The sequence below is a fragment of the Shewanella corallii genome, from assembly GCF_023349125.1.
GTDB lineage: Bacteria > Pseudomonadota > Gammaproteobacteria > Enterobacterales > Shewanellaceae > Shewanella > Shewanella corallii.
In genome coordinates this window covers 299,843-321,170 of record NZ_JAKIKT010000002.1, presented here as the reverse complement: position 1 = coordinate 321,170, position 21,328 = coordinate 299,843, and the positions used below count along the sequence as shown (strand labels likewise).

The following is a 21,328-nucleotide window of genomic DNA, read 5'->3' as shown; positions in this document are numbered from 1 at the left end:
TTGCTTATTTGAGGTCAGTAATCAGGCGATTTGCAGCGCCTGGGATTGCAGCAACTGAGTAAACTCCGCCGCGCTTAACGGCCGACTGAACAGATACCCCTGACCATATTCACACCCCAGCAGATTGAGATAGTCAGCTTGAGGCTGCTCCTCAATCCCCTCTGCCACTACTTTCAAATCCAGAGACTTGGCCATGGCCAGCATGGCGTTAACCAGGCTGCGGTCGGCGACGTTATTGGTCATGCCCTGAATAAAGCTGCGGTCTATTTTCAGCTTGGAGAAGGAGAACCTCTGCAGGTAACTAAGGGCGGAGTAACCTGTGCCAAAATCGTCGATGGACAGCTGTACCCCAACCGACTTGAGGTGGTTCAGGGTATTGATAAGACAGGTATCCTGTTCAATAAAGATGCTCTCAGTCACCTCCATCTCCAGTCTGTCGGGGGGCAAGCCGACCTCAGCCAGTACCTGCAGAATCCTTTGCTGTAGTTGTTCACATTGACGGAACTGGACACTGGAGAAGTTAATGGCGATGGCCAGCGGGGCAAGAGCTTGCCATTGTGCCGCCTGGTGACAGGCCTGCTGCAGCACTATATCGCCCAGTCTGTGGATTAACCCGTTCTTTTCAGCCAGTGGAATGAACTCTGCCGGTGAGATAAAGCCCAGTTCTCTGTCTGTCCAACGCATCAGCGCTTCTGCAGCCACAATTTGCCCGGTTTTAAGGTCGACAATAGGCTGGTAATGAACATCAAGCTCATCATTGGTAATCGCCTGATGCAGACGCACATTCAATGCCAGCTTACGCTGCAGATCCTGGTTCATATTGGCATCATAGAAGCTGTAGCCATTGCGGCCTGTCTCTTTGGCACGGTAGAGGGCGGCGTCTGACTTCTTCAGCAGGTTGGCCGGAGTATCACCATCCTGAGGATACATCGCCATGCCGATACTGGTGGAGACAAAGAACTCCTGTCCATCGTGATTAAATGGCTCCTCAAACAGTGAGAGTATGCCGTGAGCCAGTACCCGGGCGGCATCCTGCCCGGACAGTTCGGGAATGATCAGCATAAACTCATCGCCGCCGAAACGGGCGAGGGTATCAGTGTGGCGAATGGCCCTCTGCAGTCGCTCCGAGGTTTGGATAAGTAACCTGTCTCCCGCATGATGGCCGACTGTGTCGTTGACCTGCTTAAAGTTGTCCAGATCCAGAAACATCACCAGTACAGAGTTGCCACTGACATTGGCCTTATCTATGGCTCTTTGCAGCGCTGCCATACCAGCCTGACGATTGGCCAGCCCGGTTAAATCGTCGTGGGCGGCGCGGAAGGCGAGCTCCATCTCTGACGCACGTCGTTTGTCGACCTCCTGGCTCAGCAGGGCGTTCTTTTCCGCCAGGCTCTTTTGTTGCTCAGCTGCCACTGCTATTTCAGTTTGCAGCACCAGGTTGGCGTTATACACGCGCATCAGGAACACCAGACCGGCCAGCACTGGTACCGCCAGCAGTGAGATAGCCGCAATAAACCAGGTGGAGGTAAAAATATCCTGATTGTTGACCGGCTCGTACCAGCTGATCAGTTTAAATGGCGTCCCTTTGACCAGCTTTTCGAGATAGATAAGTTGGGTATTGGCGGACATAGCTGGAGGGGGAGATGCCAATACCGGCGTATCCGGTGTCAGTGTATTCCATACCTTGATGCCACCCAGAGGCGTCAGCAATGACAGGCAACTCTTGCTGCTTTTATGCTCCTGAATCGACAGCTGATAAATCAGCACATCATTATTGACCTCTGCGACCAGCACGGCCACGGGTTTGTTCTGATGATAGATGGTGTGCAGCAGGTTGATGGATACGCCTGACTCTGTTTTGCTGATTTCAATTCTTTTTCTGTGGTGTTCCATCTCTTTTAATGGCACGGGCGGGCCCGGAGGCATTAATCCATCGCCGGTATCGATAATACTGGTACCCCCCAGGCCAATTACCCGCACCCGCTTATAAATGGGCAGATTATCTATCTTACTGGAGTGCATATAGCCACCTATGGTTTGCTCCAGGTTAAACAGGCTGGAACCCAGGCCATATTTAACAGACATACCGGCGGCCAGGTTGGCGAAGTAGGTGGTGGTGGCTTGATTGGAGGCCAGATTAGCCAGATTTTGCTGGCTGACGTCGAAGAAGAAGCTGAGATTGTCCGTATAGTTGCGGATTTTCAGCGACAGAGATTGCCGCTGAGACTCCTCAAGTTTGCTCTGTCCCAGGTTGGTGACGGTCAGGATCAGAGCCAGGTAGGCGGTGAGCAAGCCACCGGCTACGATAATGGCAGTCCGGCCATTAATACGCTTCAAAAGTTTCATGGATTACTCAGATAGGCCGTAGCGTGTGAAGTAGTCACGATAATAGTGGAATACGCCTGGATAATATTTTTGCACCAGTCGATTAAAGGTGCCGTCGGCGCGAATGTTAGCTAGCCACTGATTAAAGGCTTTGCGCAGCTCCGGAGAGTCTTTACGAAAGCCGACTCCCATCAGCTGCTCTGGAGAGATAGGGCCAATCACTTTAATCTCGTTGGGCCATTTCTCCAGAGCGATCAGGGTATCAGCCACGTCCAGCAGTGTCGTTTCAGCTTCGTCGTTAAGCATGGCGGGCACCATCTCATTCAGCTGTAACTGCTTGGTGGGCAGAATCACGTTTGCCCCTGTGTCATACAGGCGATACAAGTCCGGGTCGAGACAGGATTGCTTCATTGCCAGAACCTGCAGTCCGGGCAGTAACTGTCTGACGGCCTTGATATCTGTGTCCAGACTGGCAGAAGGTGTAATGGGTTGCAGATGTGAATCACGACGGGCTATCAGCCAGACGGCAGAAGGGAAATAGTGATCAGAAAAGGCAATCAGTTCTTTGCGCCAGTCGAGAATCGTGACGCCATGGGCCATTACATCCCCCTCAATGGCCTGATTGGAGCCAATCACCACCTTATGATCGATAAACTGACCATTGGTACCGGTCAACTTGCCAAAGACATTATTCCAGGTGGCTGGAATAAACTCATATTGGACGCCAATAGACTTAGCGAAGAGTTGCATTAACTCGATGTCCAGACCACTGTGAACAACTTTGTTGCCCTCAGTGTACTGAGTCACGAAATTGGCATAGGGAACGCCGATGTGTCGCAGGACGCCTTCTTCCTTGATATCTGCCAGATCCCGGGCAGCATAAGCAGTACTTGTTCCACACAGAACCAGCACCATACATATCCATATGCTTGTGAGCAGTCCTCCAACCCCTGATTTAGCGGTATATCTGGTCATGGGATAGCGGAGTACGAAACTGTATCAGCAGTATACCTACAGGCACTTCACACACAATCTGAGGTGGGCCGTTTTTTAATCAAACAGTTAGAAATATGCTGGTTAGGTCAATATTTGCGATCTGGCTTGTGTTTGTCAGTTAACAATATTCCAACTACAGCGGCTGTATTTGATTAAGCTGCCCATCACCTTTGTAGCCACCACATCGGCAAATAGTGATTGCTCCTGCAGCATCATTTGGACGGGGCTTACTCTGTTTCCGGCAGATACCTGTCATGACCGGTAATGGGGCAGTCGAGCAGTATATACTCCAATACCGGGTTCCGGCCTATGTTGTGCACTATCAATGGCCGCTTGCCTTCGCCCGAAAGCTTGTCGATGACAATATCTGTGTCCCACTCTTTTTTTTTCTAAACCTACTCTTTTTTACCCATTCGAGCGGGGAAATATGCTGTAGCTTGCTTAATTAATAACCGCGAGAGAGCGAGTTAAACCGATATCGCAGTATTTGGCGCTGCCCTTCTGGAGATAAAAGCTATGGATATATCGTCGTTAATATTGAGGGGAGCGACCGTATTTGATGGCTGCAGTCCTTTGCCCCTGGCTGATGTGGATATTTTGTTAAAGGATGGGCTAATCCATACCGTCTCATCACCTGGTCAACGTCTCTTGAGTGAAGGTTCGACAGAGATTGAGCTGAATGGTCAGTTTGTGATGCCAGGGCTGATAGATGCTCATTTTCATTGTAATAGCTTCACCCTGGACATTCCTGTACTTGAGCAAACCCATGAGTCCTACGCCACCCTGAAGGCCTCAGAATTACTGTCAGATACCCTGTTACGTGGATTTACTACTGTCAGAGATGCGGCCGGGGCCAACCATGGCTTGGTTCGAGGCGTGGAGGAGGGGGTGATCTCCTCTCCCAGGATCCTGGCCTCAGGAAAAGCCATTTCACAAACTGGTGGACACGGTGACTTTCGCCCAGCAGATCAGATACAGCTTTGCGGTTGTGCCAGCCATGGCAGCATGACAGTTATCGCAGATGGCGAAGATCAGGTTCGCCTGGCTGTGAGGGAGCAACTGCGGGCCGGGGCCAGTCAGATCAAACTATTTGTATCTGGAGGAGTGCTTTCCCCGACGGACCCAATCTGGATGCCTCAATTTACCGATGCTGAAATCCTGGCCGCAGTTCAGGAAGCACAGACACGAAGAACTTATGTTATGGCTCATGCTCATACGGCGGATGCATCGGCGCGCTGTGCGAGGTTGGGGGTGAGATCAATTGAGCATGGCACTCTTATTGATGCCGAATCGGCTGCATTCATAGCGGATAAAGGCAGTTTTGTTGTTCCCACTCTGGTCATCATTGAGCAGCTTTATAAGCAAATTAACCAGCTACCACCAGACATGGCCAATAAGTTAGATCAAGTCCGGGATAGAGCATTTGATGCTGTTGAACATTGCGTTAAAGCCGGCGTCTCTCTTGGCTTTGGTACGGATCTTTTTGGAGATTTTCATGGCTGTGAAAATGAAGAATTTCTGCTTAGGGCTAAAGTTCAGTCCAACTTCGAAGTATTACGTTCAGCAACGTCGGTCAACGCCGAGCTCATTAACCAACCATTACTTGGAAAGATTCAGACTGGCTGTATCGCCGACTTGTTGGTGATAGATGGTAACCCACTGGAGGATATCAGAGTGATGAGCACACCTGAGGAATCATTCACCACCATTATTAAAGCTGGTCAGCCAGTCAAAACTAACTTTTAAGGAGACAGCTTATGCGCATAGGGATAGATGTAGGGGGGACGAATACCGATGCAGCATTGATTTGTGACGATCAGGTGCTGGCCGGCGCAAAATCCCAAACCACCGAAGATGTGACTTCCGGGGTCACATCAGTCATCCAAAAGGTATTGCAAGCATCCGGACATTCTCACAGTGATGTCTCGGCAGTGATGGTTGGTACCACTCACTTCGTTAATGCTTTTGTACAACGAAAGTCACTGTTGAATGTGGCCTGTATCAGGATTGGGTTGCCATTAGGTAGTGGCATTCCGCCTCTGGTCGACTGGCCAGACGATTTGCGGGAACAAATCGGTGAGCACATCTATATGATTGGCGGTGGCAGTTATTTTAATGGCCATGAGTATGCGACCTTGGATGAGCAAGCTTTACAACAGGCTGCCGAGGATATTAAAGCCAAGGGAATAACCGCCATCGCAATCAGTTCTGTTTTTGCACCAGTTCGACCCGATATTGAGACCAAAGCCGCCGAAATATTAAATCGACATCTGGGGACCGCCTATATCACGCTATCCCATCAGGTGGGTGGTATTGGTCTGGTAGAACGTGAAAACGCGGCAATTATTAATGCCAGCCTACAAGCCTTGTCTCGCAAAGTTGTTCCTTCATTGCATCAGGCCCTGAAAGAGCTTGGAATTGATGCTCCACTCTACCTGAGTCATAACGACGGTACGCTGATGAGTACCGATTACGCGATGCAATTCCCGGTAATGACTTGTAGTGCAGGCCCAACAAACAGCATTCGTGGTGCGGCGTTTTTATCTGGCCTGGAAGAAGCGATTGTGGTCGACATTGGTGGCACGACAAGCGATATCGGCGGCCTGAGCAAAGGATTTCCCAGAGAGACTTCTGATGCATCTGATATCGGCGGAGTGAGGACTAATTTCAGCATGCCTGATGTGCTCTCTATCGGACTGGGTGGCGGTACCCTGGTCAAACACGATGAGCAGGGCATTATCCTGGGACCCGAATCCGTTGGTTATCAACTCACTGAAAAAGCGATGATATTTGGAGGTGATGTGTTGACGACTTCTGATATCGCGGTGGCCAATGGACAGATGAAGTTTGGTGATGCCAGTTTGGTTTCCCATCTGAATGAGGAGTTTATTGACAGGGTTTGCCAGGCGATGAAAAGCAAGCTTGAGTCGGCTATCGATCAGCTCAAAATCAGTGCCGAACCTATCCCCGTGATTCTGGTTGGCGGAGGTGCCCATTTGATATCAGGAGAGCTTAAAGGCACATCCCGGGTGATTCATCCCACCAATAGTGATGTCGCTAATGCTATTGGTGCCGCCATTGCCCAGGTTGGCGGAAGGGTAAAACGACTATTCGATTATCAGGTAGAGGGCGGCAGAGAAGCGGCTCTGGAAAAGGCCAAACAGGAAGCTATTAATAACGCGATTAACGCAGGAGCACAGCCTGGCACAGTCAAGGTCATTGAGTTGGAGGAATACCCTATGACCCATGTTCAAAGCCATGCGGTGGATGTGAAGGTTAAGGCTGTCGGACAACTGGGAGAATAGTCATGATAATTAACACCGTTGAACAAATAAAAGACTTGACCCGTGGCGCTGTGTTTTTGGGAACGGGTGGGGGAGGCGACCCCTATGTTGGAGAGCTGTTGTTACTGCAGGAGATCCGCAAGGGAAGACATGTCAGAGTGATTAAGGCCAGCGAGCTGGCCGATGATGCTCAAGTGGTCAGTATTGCCGGTATTGGGGCTCCCTCTGTATTGGTTGAACATCTTCAGTCCGAGGATACTTGTCGTAGCCTCGTTGCCAAAATGGAAGCCCAGTTAGGCAAAAAAATTGATGCCATTATTCCTGCAGAAATCGGCGGGCTTAACTCCATCATCCCTATGGCCGTGAGCGCACAGTTAGGCCTGCCAGTAATAGATGCTGACGGCATGGGGCGGGCTTTCCCCCATTTGGAAATGGTCACCTTCAGCGTTTATGGCTCTTCGGCGGTGCCCATTTGTATTGCCAATGAGTTTGGCGATAGTGTGATTATCGAAAAAACGACGACAGACAGAAAAGCTGAAGACCTTGCCCGAGGTATATGTGCAAATCTCGGGGCCATGATATATAGCGCGCTTTACCCAATGTCTGGCGCAGAAACCAAGGCTAAAGCAGTGCACAATACTTTGTCTTACTGTATGGAGATAGGACGTGGGATCAGGGAAGCCCGGGAACAATTGTCCAACCCGATTGAAGGGATTATGGCTATTTTAGAGCAACCAGATATCGATCGTCATGCCAGGATTCTCTTTGAGGGGAAAGTGATAGATATTAACCGGGAAACCCGAGATGGCTGGCACTGGGCAAGTGTTGTGATGGCACCTCTGGATGGCGGTGATGACAGGTTTGAGTTAGACATCCAAAATGAATATTTACAGGGAAAACTCAATGGTAAAACGACTTGTCTGGTTCCCGATTTAATTGCAACTCTTGACCTGGATACCTGTGAGCCTTTGACCGCAGAAGCGCTCAAATATGGTCAAAGGTTAAGAGTGATAGGTACTGCAGCCGCCCCCATAATGAGACGCCCTGAATGCTTGAAAGTATTTGGCCCTGCAGGCTTCGGAATGGATGACGAGTTTGTACCTTTAGAGGCGCTATAAGGTGTGGTCGAATCACTCCCTTGCTATTTTAGGCACATTTGAGTTTTGGTATTAAGCCTCTGGAAGCCTTTGTCTTCAGGGGCTTAATACCCTGGAATTGGTGTTCGCGACACAACTTGTGAGGGAAGGATTAACAACCTGGTGGGTCCTTTACCAACATCAATCAGTGCCTGAGTTATCTGTCCAACGAAAAATAGTCGGTGCCAGCAATACTATGGTCTATTGTGCGATCGGCAATTGTGCATCCAGCCATGCTGTCATGCCACCCTGGAGAGATTGGACTCGGGTAAACCCCATACTCTGCAAAGTCAGGCTTGCCAGCGCCGAGCGCGCACCTGAGCGGCAATATATGACGAGAGGAGTTGAGGCTGCCTGTTCATCGCCAATATTCGGCAGTACTTTGAGGATATTCATTTCCAGAGTCCCACGGGGAATATGGATAGCATTTGGCAGGGTTCCAGTACTCAACTCTTCTTTTTCTCTGACGTCAATGATAGTCACATCAGCTATAGTTTTTAAAAGTTCATCGGGAGCGATCTCACGAATAAGTTGTTTGGCGGCGTTAACAAGTTGCTGGCTATTAATCATCATCATTAATTCCCTAATTGATTAAATTGTATTGAAAAGAGTGACTAAGGCCATTAACAACAGTAAGCCACTCAGTATTGAGGATTGCGTGGTTTGAGATAGCAACCTTGATGCTTTTCGCCCAACAAAACTGCCGCCAAGACCTATGAGAATTACTGTCCCAATTGTGCCCCAGGGCAAAACCTCCGCCAGTGGCTGAGTCTTTGCCATCTGCACCATGTAAGTGAAAAAGCCAGCCAGCGAATTAATGGTAATAAACATGAGGCTAATGGGGACGGCAACGGAAAAACTCACCCCGGTAAAAAGGATTAGTGCTGGCACGATCAAAAAACCTCCGCCAATTCCCACACAGCCGGTGACTAAGCCGGTTATAAATCCGGCCAGAACTCTATGTAAGATGAGGGCATCTGAAGAGGTTTCCTGGCTTTGAGATTGGGATTGCCCAGGTACAAAAAGCAGTTTTATGCCAACACTGAGCATCACAAAGGCAAATAGCTGGAGTTGTATATTGGACGGCAGCAGATAGCCCAATCTAGCGCCTAAAATAGCGCCTGTAAGGCCGGGTATTCCAAAAGATACCAGCAAGCTATATTGCAATTGGCCGCTGGCAGCATTAAACAAGGTTTGGACTAAAGTAATAGCACCGACAATCAGTAATGCTGCGGTGACAGCGTCTTTAGGGTCAAACCCCATCCCATATATCAATATAGGGATAGTGATAATGGTTCCTCCGGAGCCCAAAAGTCCCAGTACCAAACCGATGATCACTGCGCCCGCAAATACCATTTACCCTTCCTTTAATATTGCCTGTGGCGGCAATACTAAGAGGCAGACATCAAACACAACAACTGAGATTTACTTGCAGGATGAGAAAGATTTACTTTAGCGCTAATGATATTCCAGTCATATCTGATGCCAAACTCATCCTGATAGATATTCGATTATTCGGATTGTATGTACGCTGTTAAATTCTTCGCTGAGTGACTTAATTCCTCTACGAATGTATTATGAGCATATAAAAAACCGGTGCCATGCACCGGTTTTTATTAATAAAGCGAGTAGGTTGAATTATTTAAAACTTGAGATTAACTCCTGCATAAAAACGACGGCCTAAGTTATCGTAAAGGATTTGGCCGGTCGCTACTCCCGGTAACAGTTGAGGCTCTTTATCAAATATGTTGTCTACACCAGCATATAAACGGTATTGATCCATCAATGAATAACTCAATTGAAGGTTGTGGTAAGTCACAGCGTCAACTTTGTTTTCGAATCCTTCCGGCGCATACTCGGGCTGGTTTGCGAAGGTTTTGTTGAAATATGTCTCCCCTACATAGACTGCACGCCAATTGGCGGTGAAATCGTTAAGTCTGTAATTGATGTTCAGGTTTCCTCTCACTCTTGGGCGACCAAGATCACCGGCCAGACTGTCGATATCTGATGGATCTTCAGAATTGTTTTGGAACTCATATCTGTCCACATAGCTGCTGGTCAAGCCCAGTTTAACCTCTCCGGCTTGCTCGAAATCCAGCAGGTAATTGAATTCAAAATCTACACCGGTTGCTCTGAACTTGGCGGCATTGATATTTTGGGTAGAGACTAGGCTAATCTGCTTTTCGTTGTCCCGTTCAATGAATTTACAGAACTCCTGATTCAACTGTGCGCCATCCACACAATTGCTGAGAATATCATTTACATCAAAGGTGGTGATGGCATCTTCAATATCGATATCCCAATAGTCAACGGCCATAGTCAAATGATTACTGGGGCGGTAGGCAATGCCAACTGTTGTGGTGTATGCCTCTTCTGATTTCAGATCTGTGTTGCCTTTACTCAAGACTCGTCGGGTACCTGCTTCAGCCTTAATAGAATCAAAGTCTGCAGGAAGACCGAGTGCCTGACAGTTCGCTAATCGATTTGGTACGTCATTATTTCGGGTAAAGTGACAGGGATCGGTCATTCTGGTACCGCCGATAGTTTCTGGTTGGAACAACTCAGAAATATTGGGTGCTCGCACCGCCTTTGAATAGGTCGATCTCAAAGTTAGGTCATCGAAAACAGCCCAGTTGATACCTGTTTTATAACTGAGATCGCCTCCCACGATACTGTGTTTCGAGTAGCGGGCAGCGAGTTCCAGACTGAGGTTATCCATACCGGGGAGATCACCCAGGAGATCCATTTGCAGTTCAGTAAATACATCGGTGGCATGATAGCTGCCCTCTGTGGGGCGCTGGAATGAGTTTTCTTCCCGGCTTGGCCCCGTCATCGAACCTACCAAACCTGAGCCAATACCATCAGGATCAATAGCTTGGGTTAGGGCATCCGGGGTGCTTTCGGAAGATTCATAACGATACTCTATTCCAGAAGCAAAGTTGACCGGGATGCTGGCATTGTCAAACAGGGAGCCGGAAATTACGAAGGATGCGATGGTCTGTGCGATTTCTTCTTCAGTTTTGAGATCAACACCCACATAGGCTTTGGCCTCATCCGAAGCTAAGCGATTGATAGGGTTATATGCCACGCAGGCAGGATCGCTTTGATCCCGGCAAACGGCATTGCCGCTGGCATCAGCGACCGCATCCAAAGCGCGATAATATCGCTCATTGAGCAGATCACTGGAGATTAATTCCCCTTTCACCTGTCCATGTTGCACATAGCTGTTATATTCGAAATCACTAAAGAATCCTTCAGCCCCAACAGTGAACTGAGTCGTTTCCCGGGTGTTGTGATTCCTGGCGGGTAATCCCACAACGGCAAGTGCAACAGAGTTGAGGTTTCGTTCTGTCATCAAATCAACCAAGGCCTGGGGACGGAAGGGGTTATCTTTGGTGATTTTAATCAAAGGACCGAAGTTATCGTCGTGGAAAACCGAAGCCTGACCAGACACAAAGGATTCGGTTTTGTTATATTTTGCCTCTGAGAAAAGCTGATGGTTTTCAGTAATCTGGTAGTTGCCACTTAAATAAAATTGGAGACGTTCACTGGGGGTTTTCAATGTGCCTGTTTCATTTGTTCTGAAACCATCACCACCATCACAGGGAACCACCTGGCAGTTTTTTCCTCCCACAAAATCACGGAAGTTTCCCGTATCTCTGTCAATGGCGTAGGTATCATAACCAACCCGTCCAAACGGGAAGGGAATTGGGTCGTCAGCGAAAGTCGGTACCGGGGCATCGGCTATTTCAAAAATTCCATCAAAGAAATAGTTTTCGTTTGGAACATAGAACAGGCCTTCGCTACTCAGAGCCTGGAAACGAGCGTCTGCAAAATAGAGATTGTCGGGGATACCATCATTTGGACCTGTATTCATAGGGTTCGGCCTGAATGATGGATTCACATTGGTATAAGAGCGCGCTGTTAGTGGGATCTCTTCGCTATCAGAATAGCCTACATAGGCCATCAGATTGCCTTTGGTATCAGCAAAATCAGTCCCCCAGGTAATCGACATGTCTTTTTCTTTGCCATCTGACTGACTTGTCTGACCGTAGCGAGCATTAACTTGAAACCCCTCAAACTCCTTCTTCATGATGAAGTTAACCACGCCGGTCACCGCATCCGAACCATAGATAGCTGAAGCACCACCGGTAATCACTTCTATCCGCTCTATCAGTGGAGCTGGAATGCTGCTCATATCCACTGCAGCGGTACCTGCGCTACTTGCTACATGGCGGCGGCCGTCCACCAGTACCAAGGTGCGGTTAGTACCCAATCCTCTGAGGTTGGCCAACTCTAAACCTGCATTATTGGGATTAAAGCTTGAAGATGTTGAGTTATTGATCGTGCTGGTTATCCCTGCAACCAATGCGGGGAGGGTGTTCATTAACTCTCCAATGTTGGTGACCCCAGTTTGAGCTATTGCATCTGCGTCAATGACTGTAGTCGGGGTAGACATCAATGAGCTGTCTTGCTTGATACGCGAGCCTGTTACCTCGATACGTTCTGGTTGCTCTTCAGCAAACACCACATTTGTCATGCATAGTAGCGTGCCAGAAACTGCAGTAGCGACATGTTTTGCTGCTGAACTCACCTTGCTTATATCTGATTTCATCTGGAGCCTCGTAGAAGTGTTTATAGTTGTTTTGAGCGCTGACGATGACGATGTGAATAGAATGTTATTTATTTGTGTCGTCGATTTGTAGGTTGTTTTGTTTGAGTGGATTCGTAAATAGTCAATGGGTGGAGGGAATTTAATGGGAATTAGTATGTTTACTTTGTGTAACCATTCATTTACACCGCCTCCGCCGGGAAATATCAGATCCAGAATTGGTGTAAATAAAAGTTTGCGTATTTTTCGGCGAAAAAATAATTCATTCAGATTTGGAATAAGATATTCCTAAAATTGATATTGATTGTGTTATTAATTCTCAATTAGCTAAATAACTTGTTCTGATTAAAAAGAATTTTAGGTTGTTTATATGAGTGAATAAACGAGTGCTGTGTTGGAGTGCGTGGTGGCGAAATAATATTGATTCTGATAACTGGTTGATCCCATCAGAGTGATTTCTCGCTGAGTGATTCAATTTTTGTGCATAGCATTCAAAATGTGCGTCTAAGCCTGCCGGTAGAATAAGCTTTTTGCTCCTCGGTTATAGCTGGTGCGATGTATCAATTGTTTAAGTATTTCAAACCTTCTTGAGATAGCTATATTTGGACTACGCACCCCACTAATAAACTCTGGCATTGTTACGCTTGGTGTATGAGTTTGCTTTTTAATTTACTCATGAGAACGGTGATAGGTTTGCCATGAGTAATAACAACAAATTTTGATGTTAAGTCACTTCGCATTGCAGAGATTAATTGAGCGTTATTCGTTATTGGGCAAGTAACGAAAATGTCCCGTGATGGGGTAGTCAAACAGCATATCCTCCAGTACCGGACCCCGGCCTATGTTGTGCACTATCAATGGCCGCTTACCATCGTTGGAAAGCTTGTCGGTGACAATACCTATATGTGGTCCAGTCACCCTCCAGGTGACCAGATCTCCGGGGGCGTAATCTTCTGGTCGGTCGCTGACAGCAAGTCTTTCCCCATGACGACTGAAAAAGGTCTGCAGGTTGGGTACCCGTCTGTGGTCTATGTTGGTATCAGGGGCGTTTAATCCCCAAATACGCCTGGATGGATACAGATTAAAGTTGGCCTTCAGGTCTTCATGTACCAACTGTTGTAGATCAATCCCCAGACTCCGGTAGCTGCGAATGACCACGTCGGTACATACTCCGATATCAGACGGGACGTCGCCAAGAGGATAAGGGATTTTATGATAGGCACCATCATAGGTCACATCATGGGTTGTGCGTTCATGGGCGGCGGCGACCAGCTGCTCAGCGTTCACGGCGAGTGTCGGGTTGCTGGCCAATCCTAATAAGGCAAACAGAGCCATAGTTATAAATGCATTGTGTTTTAATCTGCTCATACGCTCTCGATAGGTTGGACGAGTCAACTAATATCCAATGTATAGCTTGTTGTAGCCTGATTGATATCGTGAAAAGGTACTGAATCGAGTGGAATTAAAAAAGCTGTTGCCCGAAGAGTGCTTGGTTTGAGAAGTTCATAACGAACGAAGGCCCGTAGATTTCTCTACGGGCCTTCTGGAATATGGTGGCCCCTCACAGACTTGAACTGTGGACCTAACGATTATGAGTCGTGTGCTCTAACCAACTGAGCTAAGGGGCCGTGCTCTCCCGAGCGATTGGCAGTATACGAAGTTTCAAACCCCTTGTCACCCGTGAAATGCGTTGAAATTCGGTAAGTTGGTTCAATTGATTATCTGTTAACCAGAGGTTGCCGAGCGAGTGAACACAAAAAAGCCCTGCACTGCAGGGCTTTTAAAAATCCAATTCAGGACTGATTGTTGAACCGGCTTAAGATTACTCGTCCAGGAAGGACTTGAGGATCTCTGAGCGGCTTGGGTGACGCAGCTTACGCAGAGCCTTGGCTTCGATCTGACGGATACGCTCACGGGTAACGTCGAACTGCTTACCTACCTCTTCCAGAGTGTGGTCAGTGTTCATATCGATACCAAAACGCATACGCAGTACCTTGGCTTCACGTGCGGTCAGACCGGCCAGTACTTCATGAGTGGCCTGTTTCAGGCTCTCAGAAGTCGCGCTGTCCAGCGGCAGTTCGAGGGTAGTATCCTCGATGAAATCTCCCAGATGCGAATCTTCATCGTCACCGATAGGTGTCTCCATGGAGATAGGCTCTTTGGCGATTTTCAGTACCTTGCGGATCTTGTCTTCCGGCATCATCATGCGTTCAGCCAGCTCTTCAGGAGAAGGCTCCCGACCCATTTCCTGCAGCATCTGGCGGGAAATACGGTTCAGCTTGTTGATGGTTTCGATCATGTGCACCGGAATACGGATAGTACGGGCCTGGTCCGCGATAGAGCGGGTGATAGCCTGACGGATCCACCAGGTTGCATAGGTCGAGAACTTGTAACCACGACGGTATTCGAACTTATCTACCGCTTTCATCAGACCGATGTTACCTTCCTGGATCAGATCCAGGAACTGCAGACCACGGTTGGTGTACTTCTTGGCGATAGAGATAACCAGACGCAGGTTAGCCTCAACCATCTCTTTCTTAGCGCGACGGGCTTTGGCTTCACCAATGCTCATACGACGGTTGATGTCTTTGATAGAGGAGATAGACAGGCCAGTCTCTTCTTCAATGGCGCTCAGTTTAGCGCTGCAACGCTGTACATCTTCCTCGACCATTTTCAGGCCTTCGGAGTAAGACTTGCCGCCGGTCATTTCGGCGCTGAACCAATCCAGGCTGCTTTCATTGTTGGTGAAGATCTTAACGAAGTTCTTCTTAGGCATCTTGGCTTGTTCAACACAGAGCTTCATGATCAGACGCTCTTGAACGCGCACGCGGTCCATCATCTCGCGCATGCTCTTGACCAGACGGTCAAACTGCTTTGGCACCAGACGGAATTCTTTAAAGATTTCGCCGATTTCAAACAGGGCACGGATAGATTCTGGGTGGTCACGACCTTTGGTGTCGATCACATTCAGTGCAGACTCATAGGCGGCACGCAGCTGACCGAAACGCTCACGGGCTTCTTCAGGGTCAGGACCCTTGTTGCTGTCATCATCGCTGTCGTCATCGTCATCATCGTCATCATCATCGTCTTCATCGTCCAGCTCTTCGTCGGACAATTCGGAACCGATGTGAGTCGCCGTTGGCGCGACGTCATCTTCATCAGGGTTTACAAATCCAGAGATAATATCAGACAGGCGCAGCTCTTCGGCTTCAAACTGGTCGAATTGCTCCAGGATCATGGCGATGGCCTGTGGGTATTCGGCCACTGAGCTCTGAACAGTATTGATACCGTCTTCGATTCGCTTGGCGATTACGATTTCGCCTTCACGGGTCAACAGCTCCACAGTACCCATTTCACGCATATACATGCGCACAGGGTCAGTGGTACGGCCCAGCTCACTTTCTACTGTGGCCAGGGCTGCTGCTGCTTCTTCCGCTGCATCTTCGTCTGTGTTGTCTTCCGACATCATCATGTCATCGGCGTCCGGTGCTTCTTCAAACACGCGGATACCCATGTCATTTATCATCTGGATAATATCTTCGATCTGGTCAGAATCGACCATATCTGCAGGTAAGTGGTCATTCACTTCTGCATAGGTTAGATAACCTTGTTCTTTACCTTTGGCGAGCAACAATTTAAGTTGCGACTGCGGAGTTTGATCCATAGATATCATCCAAGTTGGGTAACTGTTTACTTACAACGAATCACACGCTGGCGGGCAAAAGCCGGTACTGATTGCCGTGCAAATGATCGATTATACTTGGGCACGCATCCCTGTGCCAGTCCTGAAATTATCCGGGGTTTTGCCAGAGGCTTAAGCCCGGGATTTCATGACGGAGATCAGCTTCTGCAGCTGGATCCTTTCTTCCTTAGTATGAGTCTGTTTCAGACTCAGCTCCTGATATCTTTGTTCGATATACTGGTTTGTTAACCAGATCAGGGCTTTCCTGAACTCTTGTTGCAGATTTTCATCCGCTACCTGATGCTCCCACTGAGCCAGTTTCTTCAGGGCAGGCGCTTGGGCGTGCTCTCTGAAATGTTCAAGTAGTTGGGCGGTGTTGAATCTGGTTTCGCGAGTCAATGCCAGCAGTTCAAGCAGCAGGTCAATGCCGCTCATCTGCAGGTGTTCTATAGCCGGTTGAGGGGGCAGCCCTTCTCCCAGCGATGGATGCTGTACCAATAGAGCTACAGCCAGGCGCAACGGCGTGCCGCGACCTTTCAAGCCTTTATTGGACGACATAGGTTGCTGAGGCTTGGCGTTAAAGCCAAGCTTCTTTTTGACGTCGTCGGCATTATTCATGCCCAGCTTGTGCGACAACTGCTCCAGCAGCAGGTTCTGTAGTACAGTATCCTGAATTTTTTCAATTAAGACAATTGCTTGCTTAGCAAAGTTGCCCTTGTCCGTACCATATTGCTCAGTCAGGGTATCGAACAGAAATGCCTCAAGGCTTTTGGCATTGCTGATTAGCTCTTCGAAAGCGTCTTTACCGATTTGGCGGATCAGTGAATCCGGGTCTTCACCCTGAGGCAGGAAGATAAACTTAACCTGATCGCCCGGCTTCAGCAGGGGCAGGGCGGTTTCCAATGCACGCCATGCTGCATCAAACCCTGCACGGTCACCGTCATAACAGCAGATCACCTCTTTGGCATTACGCAGCAGTAGCTGGAACTGATCTGCTGTGGTGGATGTTCCCAGTGAGGCCACCGCATAATCCACACCAAATTGAGCCAGTGCCACCACATCCATATAGCCTTCAACGATCAGCACCTTCTGCGGATCTCTGTGAGCCTGTTTCAGCTCATAAAGGCCATAGAGCTCATTGCCTTTATGGAAGATGGGGGTTTCCGGCGAGTTAAGGTACTTGGGGGTACCTTCGCCCAATACCCGGCCACCAAAACCAACCACCCGACCACGGCGATCCCGGATAGGGAACATCAGGCGGTCGCGGAATCTGTCGTAACGGCTGCCACTGTCTTTGGCAATCAACATGCCGCCGGTCAGCAGTTTATCCTGAGCGTCCTGATTATTGCGGTAGCGGGATAACAGACCATCCCAGCCATCCGGGGCGAAGCCTATACCAAACTTGTCGACCACTTCCTGGCTGAGGCCACGAAGGTCGAGGTAATCCAATACCTTTTGTCTGTCGTTGTGGCTGCGAAGCTGAGAGCGATAATAGTTGTTGGCCTCCTCCATCAACTGGTAGAGGTCACGGCTCAGGCCGTCATCACGGCGTTTGCCGCCTTGCTCTCTGGGCACTTCCACACCCAGCAGGCCCGCCAGCTCTTCAATGGCATCCACAAACTCCAGACGGTCATATTCCATCAGGAAGTCGATCACATTGCCGTGGGCACCACAGCCAAAGCAGTGATAAAACTGCTTGTCACGACTGACAGTGAATGATGGTGATTTTTCACTGTGGAACGGGCAACAGGCAGAGTGATTCTTGCCGGCTTTTTTCAGCGGCACGCGGCGATCGATCAGCTCGACAATGTCAGTGCGGGCGATCAGTTCATTAATAAAATCGCGGGGGATTGCCATGGATCGTCTTACGTACCCGTTACCTAATTCGGAAACCAGAATGAATGCAGACTTGTATAACGAGAGACTCCCGACAGGAGTGTCCGGTTATATAAGCGAAACATCTCGGACAGCTTTTGATAAACAAACAAGCCGCGCATAAGCACGGCTTGTTCGTACACTGAATCACAGTTACTGCAACTTCGCGCGGATTTGAGCGCCAATGGCTCCCATATCTGCCCGACCCTGCACTTTGTTTTTCAGTGCTCCCATTACTTTGCCCATGTCCGCCATGGAGGATGCGCCAACTTCAGCAATTGTTGCATCAATAATGGCCGCAACTTCCTCTTCAGTCAGAGGCTTCGGCAGAAAAGATTCAATTACCTTGATCTCTGCTGCTTCATTGTCAGCCAGCTCGCTGCGACCTGCCGCTTCATATTGAGCGATAGAATCACGGCGTTGCTTCACCATTTTGGTTAAGACAGCTATGGCCTGGTCATCGGTCAGAGTTTCGCGGGTATCCACTTCAATCTGCTTGATGGCGGCCAGTGCCATACGAATCGTTCCCAGTCGCACTTTATCTTTGGCAACCAGAGCCGCTTTCATGTCGGCTTTCAGCTGATCTATAAGGCTCATAGCGGGATTAGTACAAACGTACGCGACGAGCGTTTTCGCGAGAAAGCTTCTTAGCCAGACGCTTTACTGCAGCAGCTTTTGCACGCTTACGAGCAGTAGTTGGCTTCTCGTAGAATTCACGAGCACGCACGTCGGCCAGGATGCCAGCTTTTTCACAAGAGCGCTTGAAACGACGCAGAGCTACGTCGAATGGTTCATTTTCACGTACTTTAATAATTGGCATACGCCATCACCCCTTAGGTGGAAGTTTGTATTGGTTCGGAACTTCCTGTCTGATGACCGGACCCCTCACCAAGAGTGTTTAACAAGATTTAAAATGGTGCGAAATTTTATACTGAACCATGCCCGGATGTAAACCCCCAAGGGCTCCCAGGCAAACAGTCAGTGCGGATATTGATCGCTGAAATTAACATCCTGATCTCGCACGGCGGAAGTATAGTCTGGTCGTTGATAAAAATCTTCAAAAAAGTCACCCGTTCTGGCCAATTCAGTGACTTCCTCTGCGATATTCCGGGGGCTGGTGCCAAATCCCGAGTGCAGGTAGAATTGGCAGCCCTTAATAACGGAAAGATGAGACACAATGCGGGTTATAGGTATAGAAACATCCTGTGATGAAACCGGGATCGCCATTTATGACGACAAGGCTGGGCTGCTGTCCCACACCCTGTACAGTCAGGTTAAGCTGCACGCCGACTATGGTGGCGTGGTGCCTGAATTGGCTTCCCGTGACCATGTCCGCAAGATCGTTCCGCTTATTCGTCAGGCATTGGCTGATTCAGGTACCCGTATTGAAGATATCGACGGCGTGGCTTACACCAAGGGGCCGGGCCTGATTGGAGCCTTGCTGGTTGGTGCCTGTGTAGGTCGTTCGCTGGCATACGCCTGGGGCGTGCCTGCTGTAGGTGTACATCATATGGAAGGGCACCTGCTGGCACCCATGCTGGAAGATGATGCGCCTGAGTTCCCGTTTATTGCGCTGTTGGTTTCCGGCGGTCACTCCATGTTGGTGGATGTTCAGGGCATAGGTCAGTACGAAGTGCTGGGTGAGTCTATTGATGACGCTGCCGGTGAGGCCTTCGATAAAACCGCCAAGCTGATGGGGCTGGATTATCCTGGTGGTCCGCGTTTGGCTAAGCTGGCCGCTCAGGGTGAAGGTGGCAAGTATAAGTTCCCCCGTCCTATGACTGACAGACCGGGTTTGGACTTCAGCTTCTCAGGTTTGAAAACCTTTGCGGCCAACACCATTGCTCAAGAGCCGGATGATGAGCAAACCCGGGCCAATATCGCCCGTGCCTTTGAAGAGGCTGTGGTGGACACTTTGGCTATTAAGTGTCGCCGCGCTCTTAAGCAAACTGGTCACAAGCGTCTGGTGATTGCCGGGGGCGTGAGTGCCAATGTGCGCCTGCGTGAAGGCCTGGCAGAACTGATGCAGTCAATTGGCGGTAAGGTGTACTACCCAAGAGGTGAGTTCTGCACCGATAACGGCGCCATGATTGCCTATGCCGGTTTGCAGCGATTGAAGGCCGGACAGATTGAAGAACTGGCGGTAAAAGGTCAGCCAAGATGGCCTTTGGACAGCCTTGAAGCTGTGTAATCCAAAGTGAATTGATAGTTAGAAACGACGCTCCGGCGTCGTTTTTTTATGCATTTAACTCCCAATACCCCATGAATTGGCTGATCTGCCAGCAATCAAACTGGTTGTTGATAAAGATGTCCTTATATTTCACTGTCTTTGGGGTATGCTGCCCGCTTTTTTACGCTGTCCCTACCGGGGCTTCAACTCGGGTTTGCAATGCACTATCAAGAATCCATCGGACTGAGATACCCCAAAGGCCCACTGGCAACTGCCACGGTCTGGACTCTGGCCGGCGCCTCTATTCTGGCTTCCACTATTTTTTCGCTGCTGCTGTTTTTGTCTATCGATGACAATCCTGTGATGAAGTGGTTGTTCGGTTCGCTGGCTGTGATCTTTGAGGCGGGCAAATTCTACGCCTGGTACGAGTTTAGTGAGCGCCGGGCCCATCGTAATTACTCAGGGGCGTTATCAGCGCTGGTGTTCTATCTGGTACTGGCGGTGATCTCTATTGGTGGCAGCATCGGCGGGATTAACAGTGCCACCAACTCAGCTCAGGAGCACATTGCGGTTGAGCAGGCGAAGGTCAATACCTACAACCGCCAGATTGCTGCCATAGATAACCAGATTGAACTGAATAATCTGGCGGCTGAAAAATATATCGAAATGGAGCGCATCGCCACCGGCGTGACCCGGATCCAGCAGGAGAATAAGCGCCTTCGGGAAGAGCAGCAAAGGCTGGCGGCTGAACGTGACAGCTTGCCACCTGTGGCGCAGGGCTCGATTATCGGCCTGATTGAATCCATGGCCAATATGCTGGGCGTGGATACCAAGTCAGCGCAGTTGGGCCTGGTGGTGTTTCTGTCTGTACTGCTGGACTTTTTCGCGGCCTTCTTTGTGGGCGTAATCGGCGAAGAGCTCAGGTTCCGTCACTTTTGGCGGGCGCACACACCGCTGACCATAGAGGCCATCAATGAACCGATTTCTTCTATTCCGCCGGTATTGGCGCTGCAGCAAACCCTGTCGGATGAGCTGGATTTGGAGCCTGAGCCACTGAGCGTCCCGGAGCAGGTGGCCAAAGCGCTGGCAGGCAAGAGTCTTCCCTGTAGCAAACGAGCTGTGGCCAGACAGTTTGGGTTGATGGCAGAAGAGGTGGATGCGATTTTTGCTGATCTGATGGCGGCTGGCCAGCTGGGGAAAAAGGCCAACAACCATTATCACTGGACTGGTGAAGCAGTTTGATCTGCA

16 protein-coding genes and 1 tRNA gene are annotated in these 21,328 nt (G+C 49.3%); 5 read left to right on the top strand and 12 right to left on the bottom strand.

The window, feature by feature from the left end; translation table 11 throughout:
• Positions 1-21: 21 nt before the first annotated feature.
• The 3 genes from L2725_RS06710 to L2725_RS23410 all read right to left on the bottom strand — a co-directional run bounded on the left by L2725_RS06710 (position 22) and on the right by L2725_RS23410 (position 3,680).
• Positions 22-2,346 carry a putative bifunctional diguanylate cyclase/phosphodiesterase gene (locus L2725_RS06710; protein ID WP_249248233.1) on the bottom strand — a complete coding sequence of 775 codons (2,325 nt, stop codon included), beginning with the start codon at positions 2,344-2,346 and terminating at the stop codon, positions 22-24.
• A 3-nt stretch (positions 2,347-2,349) separates the two neighbouring features.
• A complete protein-coding gene (locus L2725_RS06705; RefSeq protein ID WP_249248232.1) occupies positions 2,350-3,240 on the bottom strand; it encodes a transporter substrate-binding domain-containing protein in 891 nt (296 codons plus the stop codon).
• A gap of 308 nt (positions 3,241-3,548) precedes the next feature.
• On the bottom strand, positions 3,549-3,680 hold the full coding sequence (locus L2725_RS23410; protein ID WP_487392537.1) for a hypothetical protein: 132 nt from the start codon (positions 3,678-3,680) through the stop codon (positions 3,549-3,551).
• A 157-nt stretch (positions 3,681-3,837) separates the two neighbouring features.
• Between L2725_RS23410 and L2725_RS06700 the strand changes: the two genes are divergently transcribed.
• From L2725_RS06700 to L2725_RS06690, 3 genes are read left to right on the top strand one after another with little or no spacing between them, the layout of a single operon-like run.
• On the top strand, positions 3,838-5,067 hold the full coding sequence (locus tag L2725_RS06700) for a metal-dependent hydrolase family protein (protein WP_249248231.1): 1,230 nt from the start codon (positions 3,838-3,840) through the stop codon (positions 5,065-5,067).
• Positions 5,068-5,078: 11 nt separating this feature from the next.
• Positions 5,079-6,626, top strand: coding sequence for a hydantoinase/oxoprolinase N-terminal domain-containing protein (locus tag L2725_RS06695; RefSeq protein WP_249248230.1), 1,548 nt, complete (start codon positions 5,079-5,081; stop codon positions 6,624-6,626).
• Between the two features lie 2 nt (positions 6,627-6,628).
• Positions 6,629-7,723 (top strand): S-methyl thiohydantoin desulfurase family protein, encoded by a 1,095-nt coding sequence (locus tag L2725_RS06690; protein WP_249248229.1) that lies wholly within the window; start codon positions 6,629-6,631, stop codon positions 7,721-7,723.
• A 219-nt stretch (positions 7,724-7,942) separates the two neighbouring features.
• On the opposite strand, the gene L2725_RS06685 is transcribed toward L2725_RS06690, so the two are convergent.
• The 9 genes from L2725_RS06685 to rpsU all read right to left on the bottom strand — a co-directional run bounded on the left by L2725_RS06685 (position 7,943) and on the right by rpsU (position 18,730).
• Complete coding sequence (locus L2725_RS06685) at positions 7,943-8,317, bottom strand: rhodanese-like domain-containing protein (protein WP_249248228.1); 375 nt, start codon at positions 8,315-8,317, stop codon at positions 7,943-7,945.
• A gap of 15 nt (positions 8,318-8,332) precedes the next feature.
• Positions 8,333-9,097, bottom strand: coding sequence for a sulfite exporter TauE/SafE family protein (locus tag L2725_RS06680; protein ID WP_249248227.1), 765 nt, complete (start codon positions 9,095-9,097; stop codon positions 8,333-8,335).
• Positions 9,098-9,383: 286 nt separating this feature from the next.
• Positions 9,384-12,356 carry a TonB-dependent receptor plug domain-containing protein gene (locus L2725_RS06675; RefSeq protein ID WP_249248226.1) on the bottom strand — a complete coding sequence of 991 codons (2,973 nt, stop codon included), beginning with the start codon at positions 12,354-12,356 and terminating at the stop codon, positions 9,384-9,386.
• Positions 12,357-13,112: 756 nt separating this feature from the next.
• Positions 13,113-13,688 (bottom strand): DUF1287 domain-containing protein, encoded by a 576-nt coding sequence (locus L2725_RS06670; RefSeq protein ID WP_249248649.1) that lies wholly within the window; start codon positions 13,686-13,688, stop codon positions 13,113-13,115.
• Between the two features lie 216 nt (positions 13,689-13,904).
• Positions 13,905-13,981: transfer RNA gene (locus L2725_RS06665), tRNA-Ile, on the bottom strand.
• Positions 13,982-14,175: 194 nt separating this feature from the next.
• On the bottom strand, positions 14,176-16,017 hold the full coding sequence (rpoD, locus tag L2725_RS06660) for an RNA polymerase sigma factor RpoD (RefSeq protein WP_249248225.1): 1,842 nt from the start codon (positions 16,015-16,017) through the stop codon (positions 14,176-14,178).
• A gap of 150 nt (positions 16,018-16,167) precedes the next feature.
• Positions 16,168-17,892, bottom strand: coding sequence for a DNA primase (dnaG, locus tag L2725_RS06655; protein ID WP_249248224.1), 1,725 nt, complete (start codon positions 17,890-17,892; stop codon positions 16,168-16,170).
• Positions 17,893-18,063: 171 nt separating this feature from the next.
• On the bottom strand, positions 18,064-18,507 hold the full coding sequence (locus L2725_RS06650) for a GatB/YqeY domain-containing protein (protein ID WP_115135840.1): 444 nt from the start codon (positions 18,505-18,507) through the stop codon (positions 18,064-18,066).
• Between the two features lie 7 nt (positions 18,508-18,514).
• Positions 18,515-18,730, bottom strand: a complete 216-nt coding sequence (gene rpsU, locus L2725_RS06645) for a 30S ribosomal protein S21 (RefSeq protein ID WP_006080725.1) — start codon at positions 18,728-18,730, stop codon at positions 18,515-18,517.
• Between the two features lie 357 nt (positions 18,731-19,087).
• On the opposite strand from rpsU, the gene tsaD reads away from it, so the two are divergent.
• Both tsaD and L2725_RS06635 read left to right on the top strand, forming a co-directional pair.
• Complete coding sequence (tsaD, locus tag L2725_RS06640; protein ID WP_248935118.1) at positions 19,088-20,101, top strand: tRNA (adenosine(37)-N6)-threonylcarbamoyltransferase complex transferase subunit TsaD; 1,014 nt, start codon at positions 19,088-19,090, stop codon at positions 20,099-20,101.
• Between the two features lie 198 nt (positions 20,102-20,299).
• On the top strand, positions 20,300-21,322 hold the full coding sequence (locus tag L2725_RS06635) for a Preprotein translocase subunit SecY (protein WP_249248223.1): 1,023 nt from the start codon (positions 20,300-20,302) through the stop codon (positions 21,320-21,322).
• The last annotated feature ends 6 nt before the right edge of the window (positions 21,323-21,328 follow it).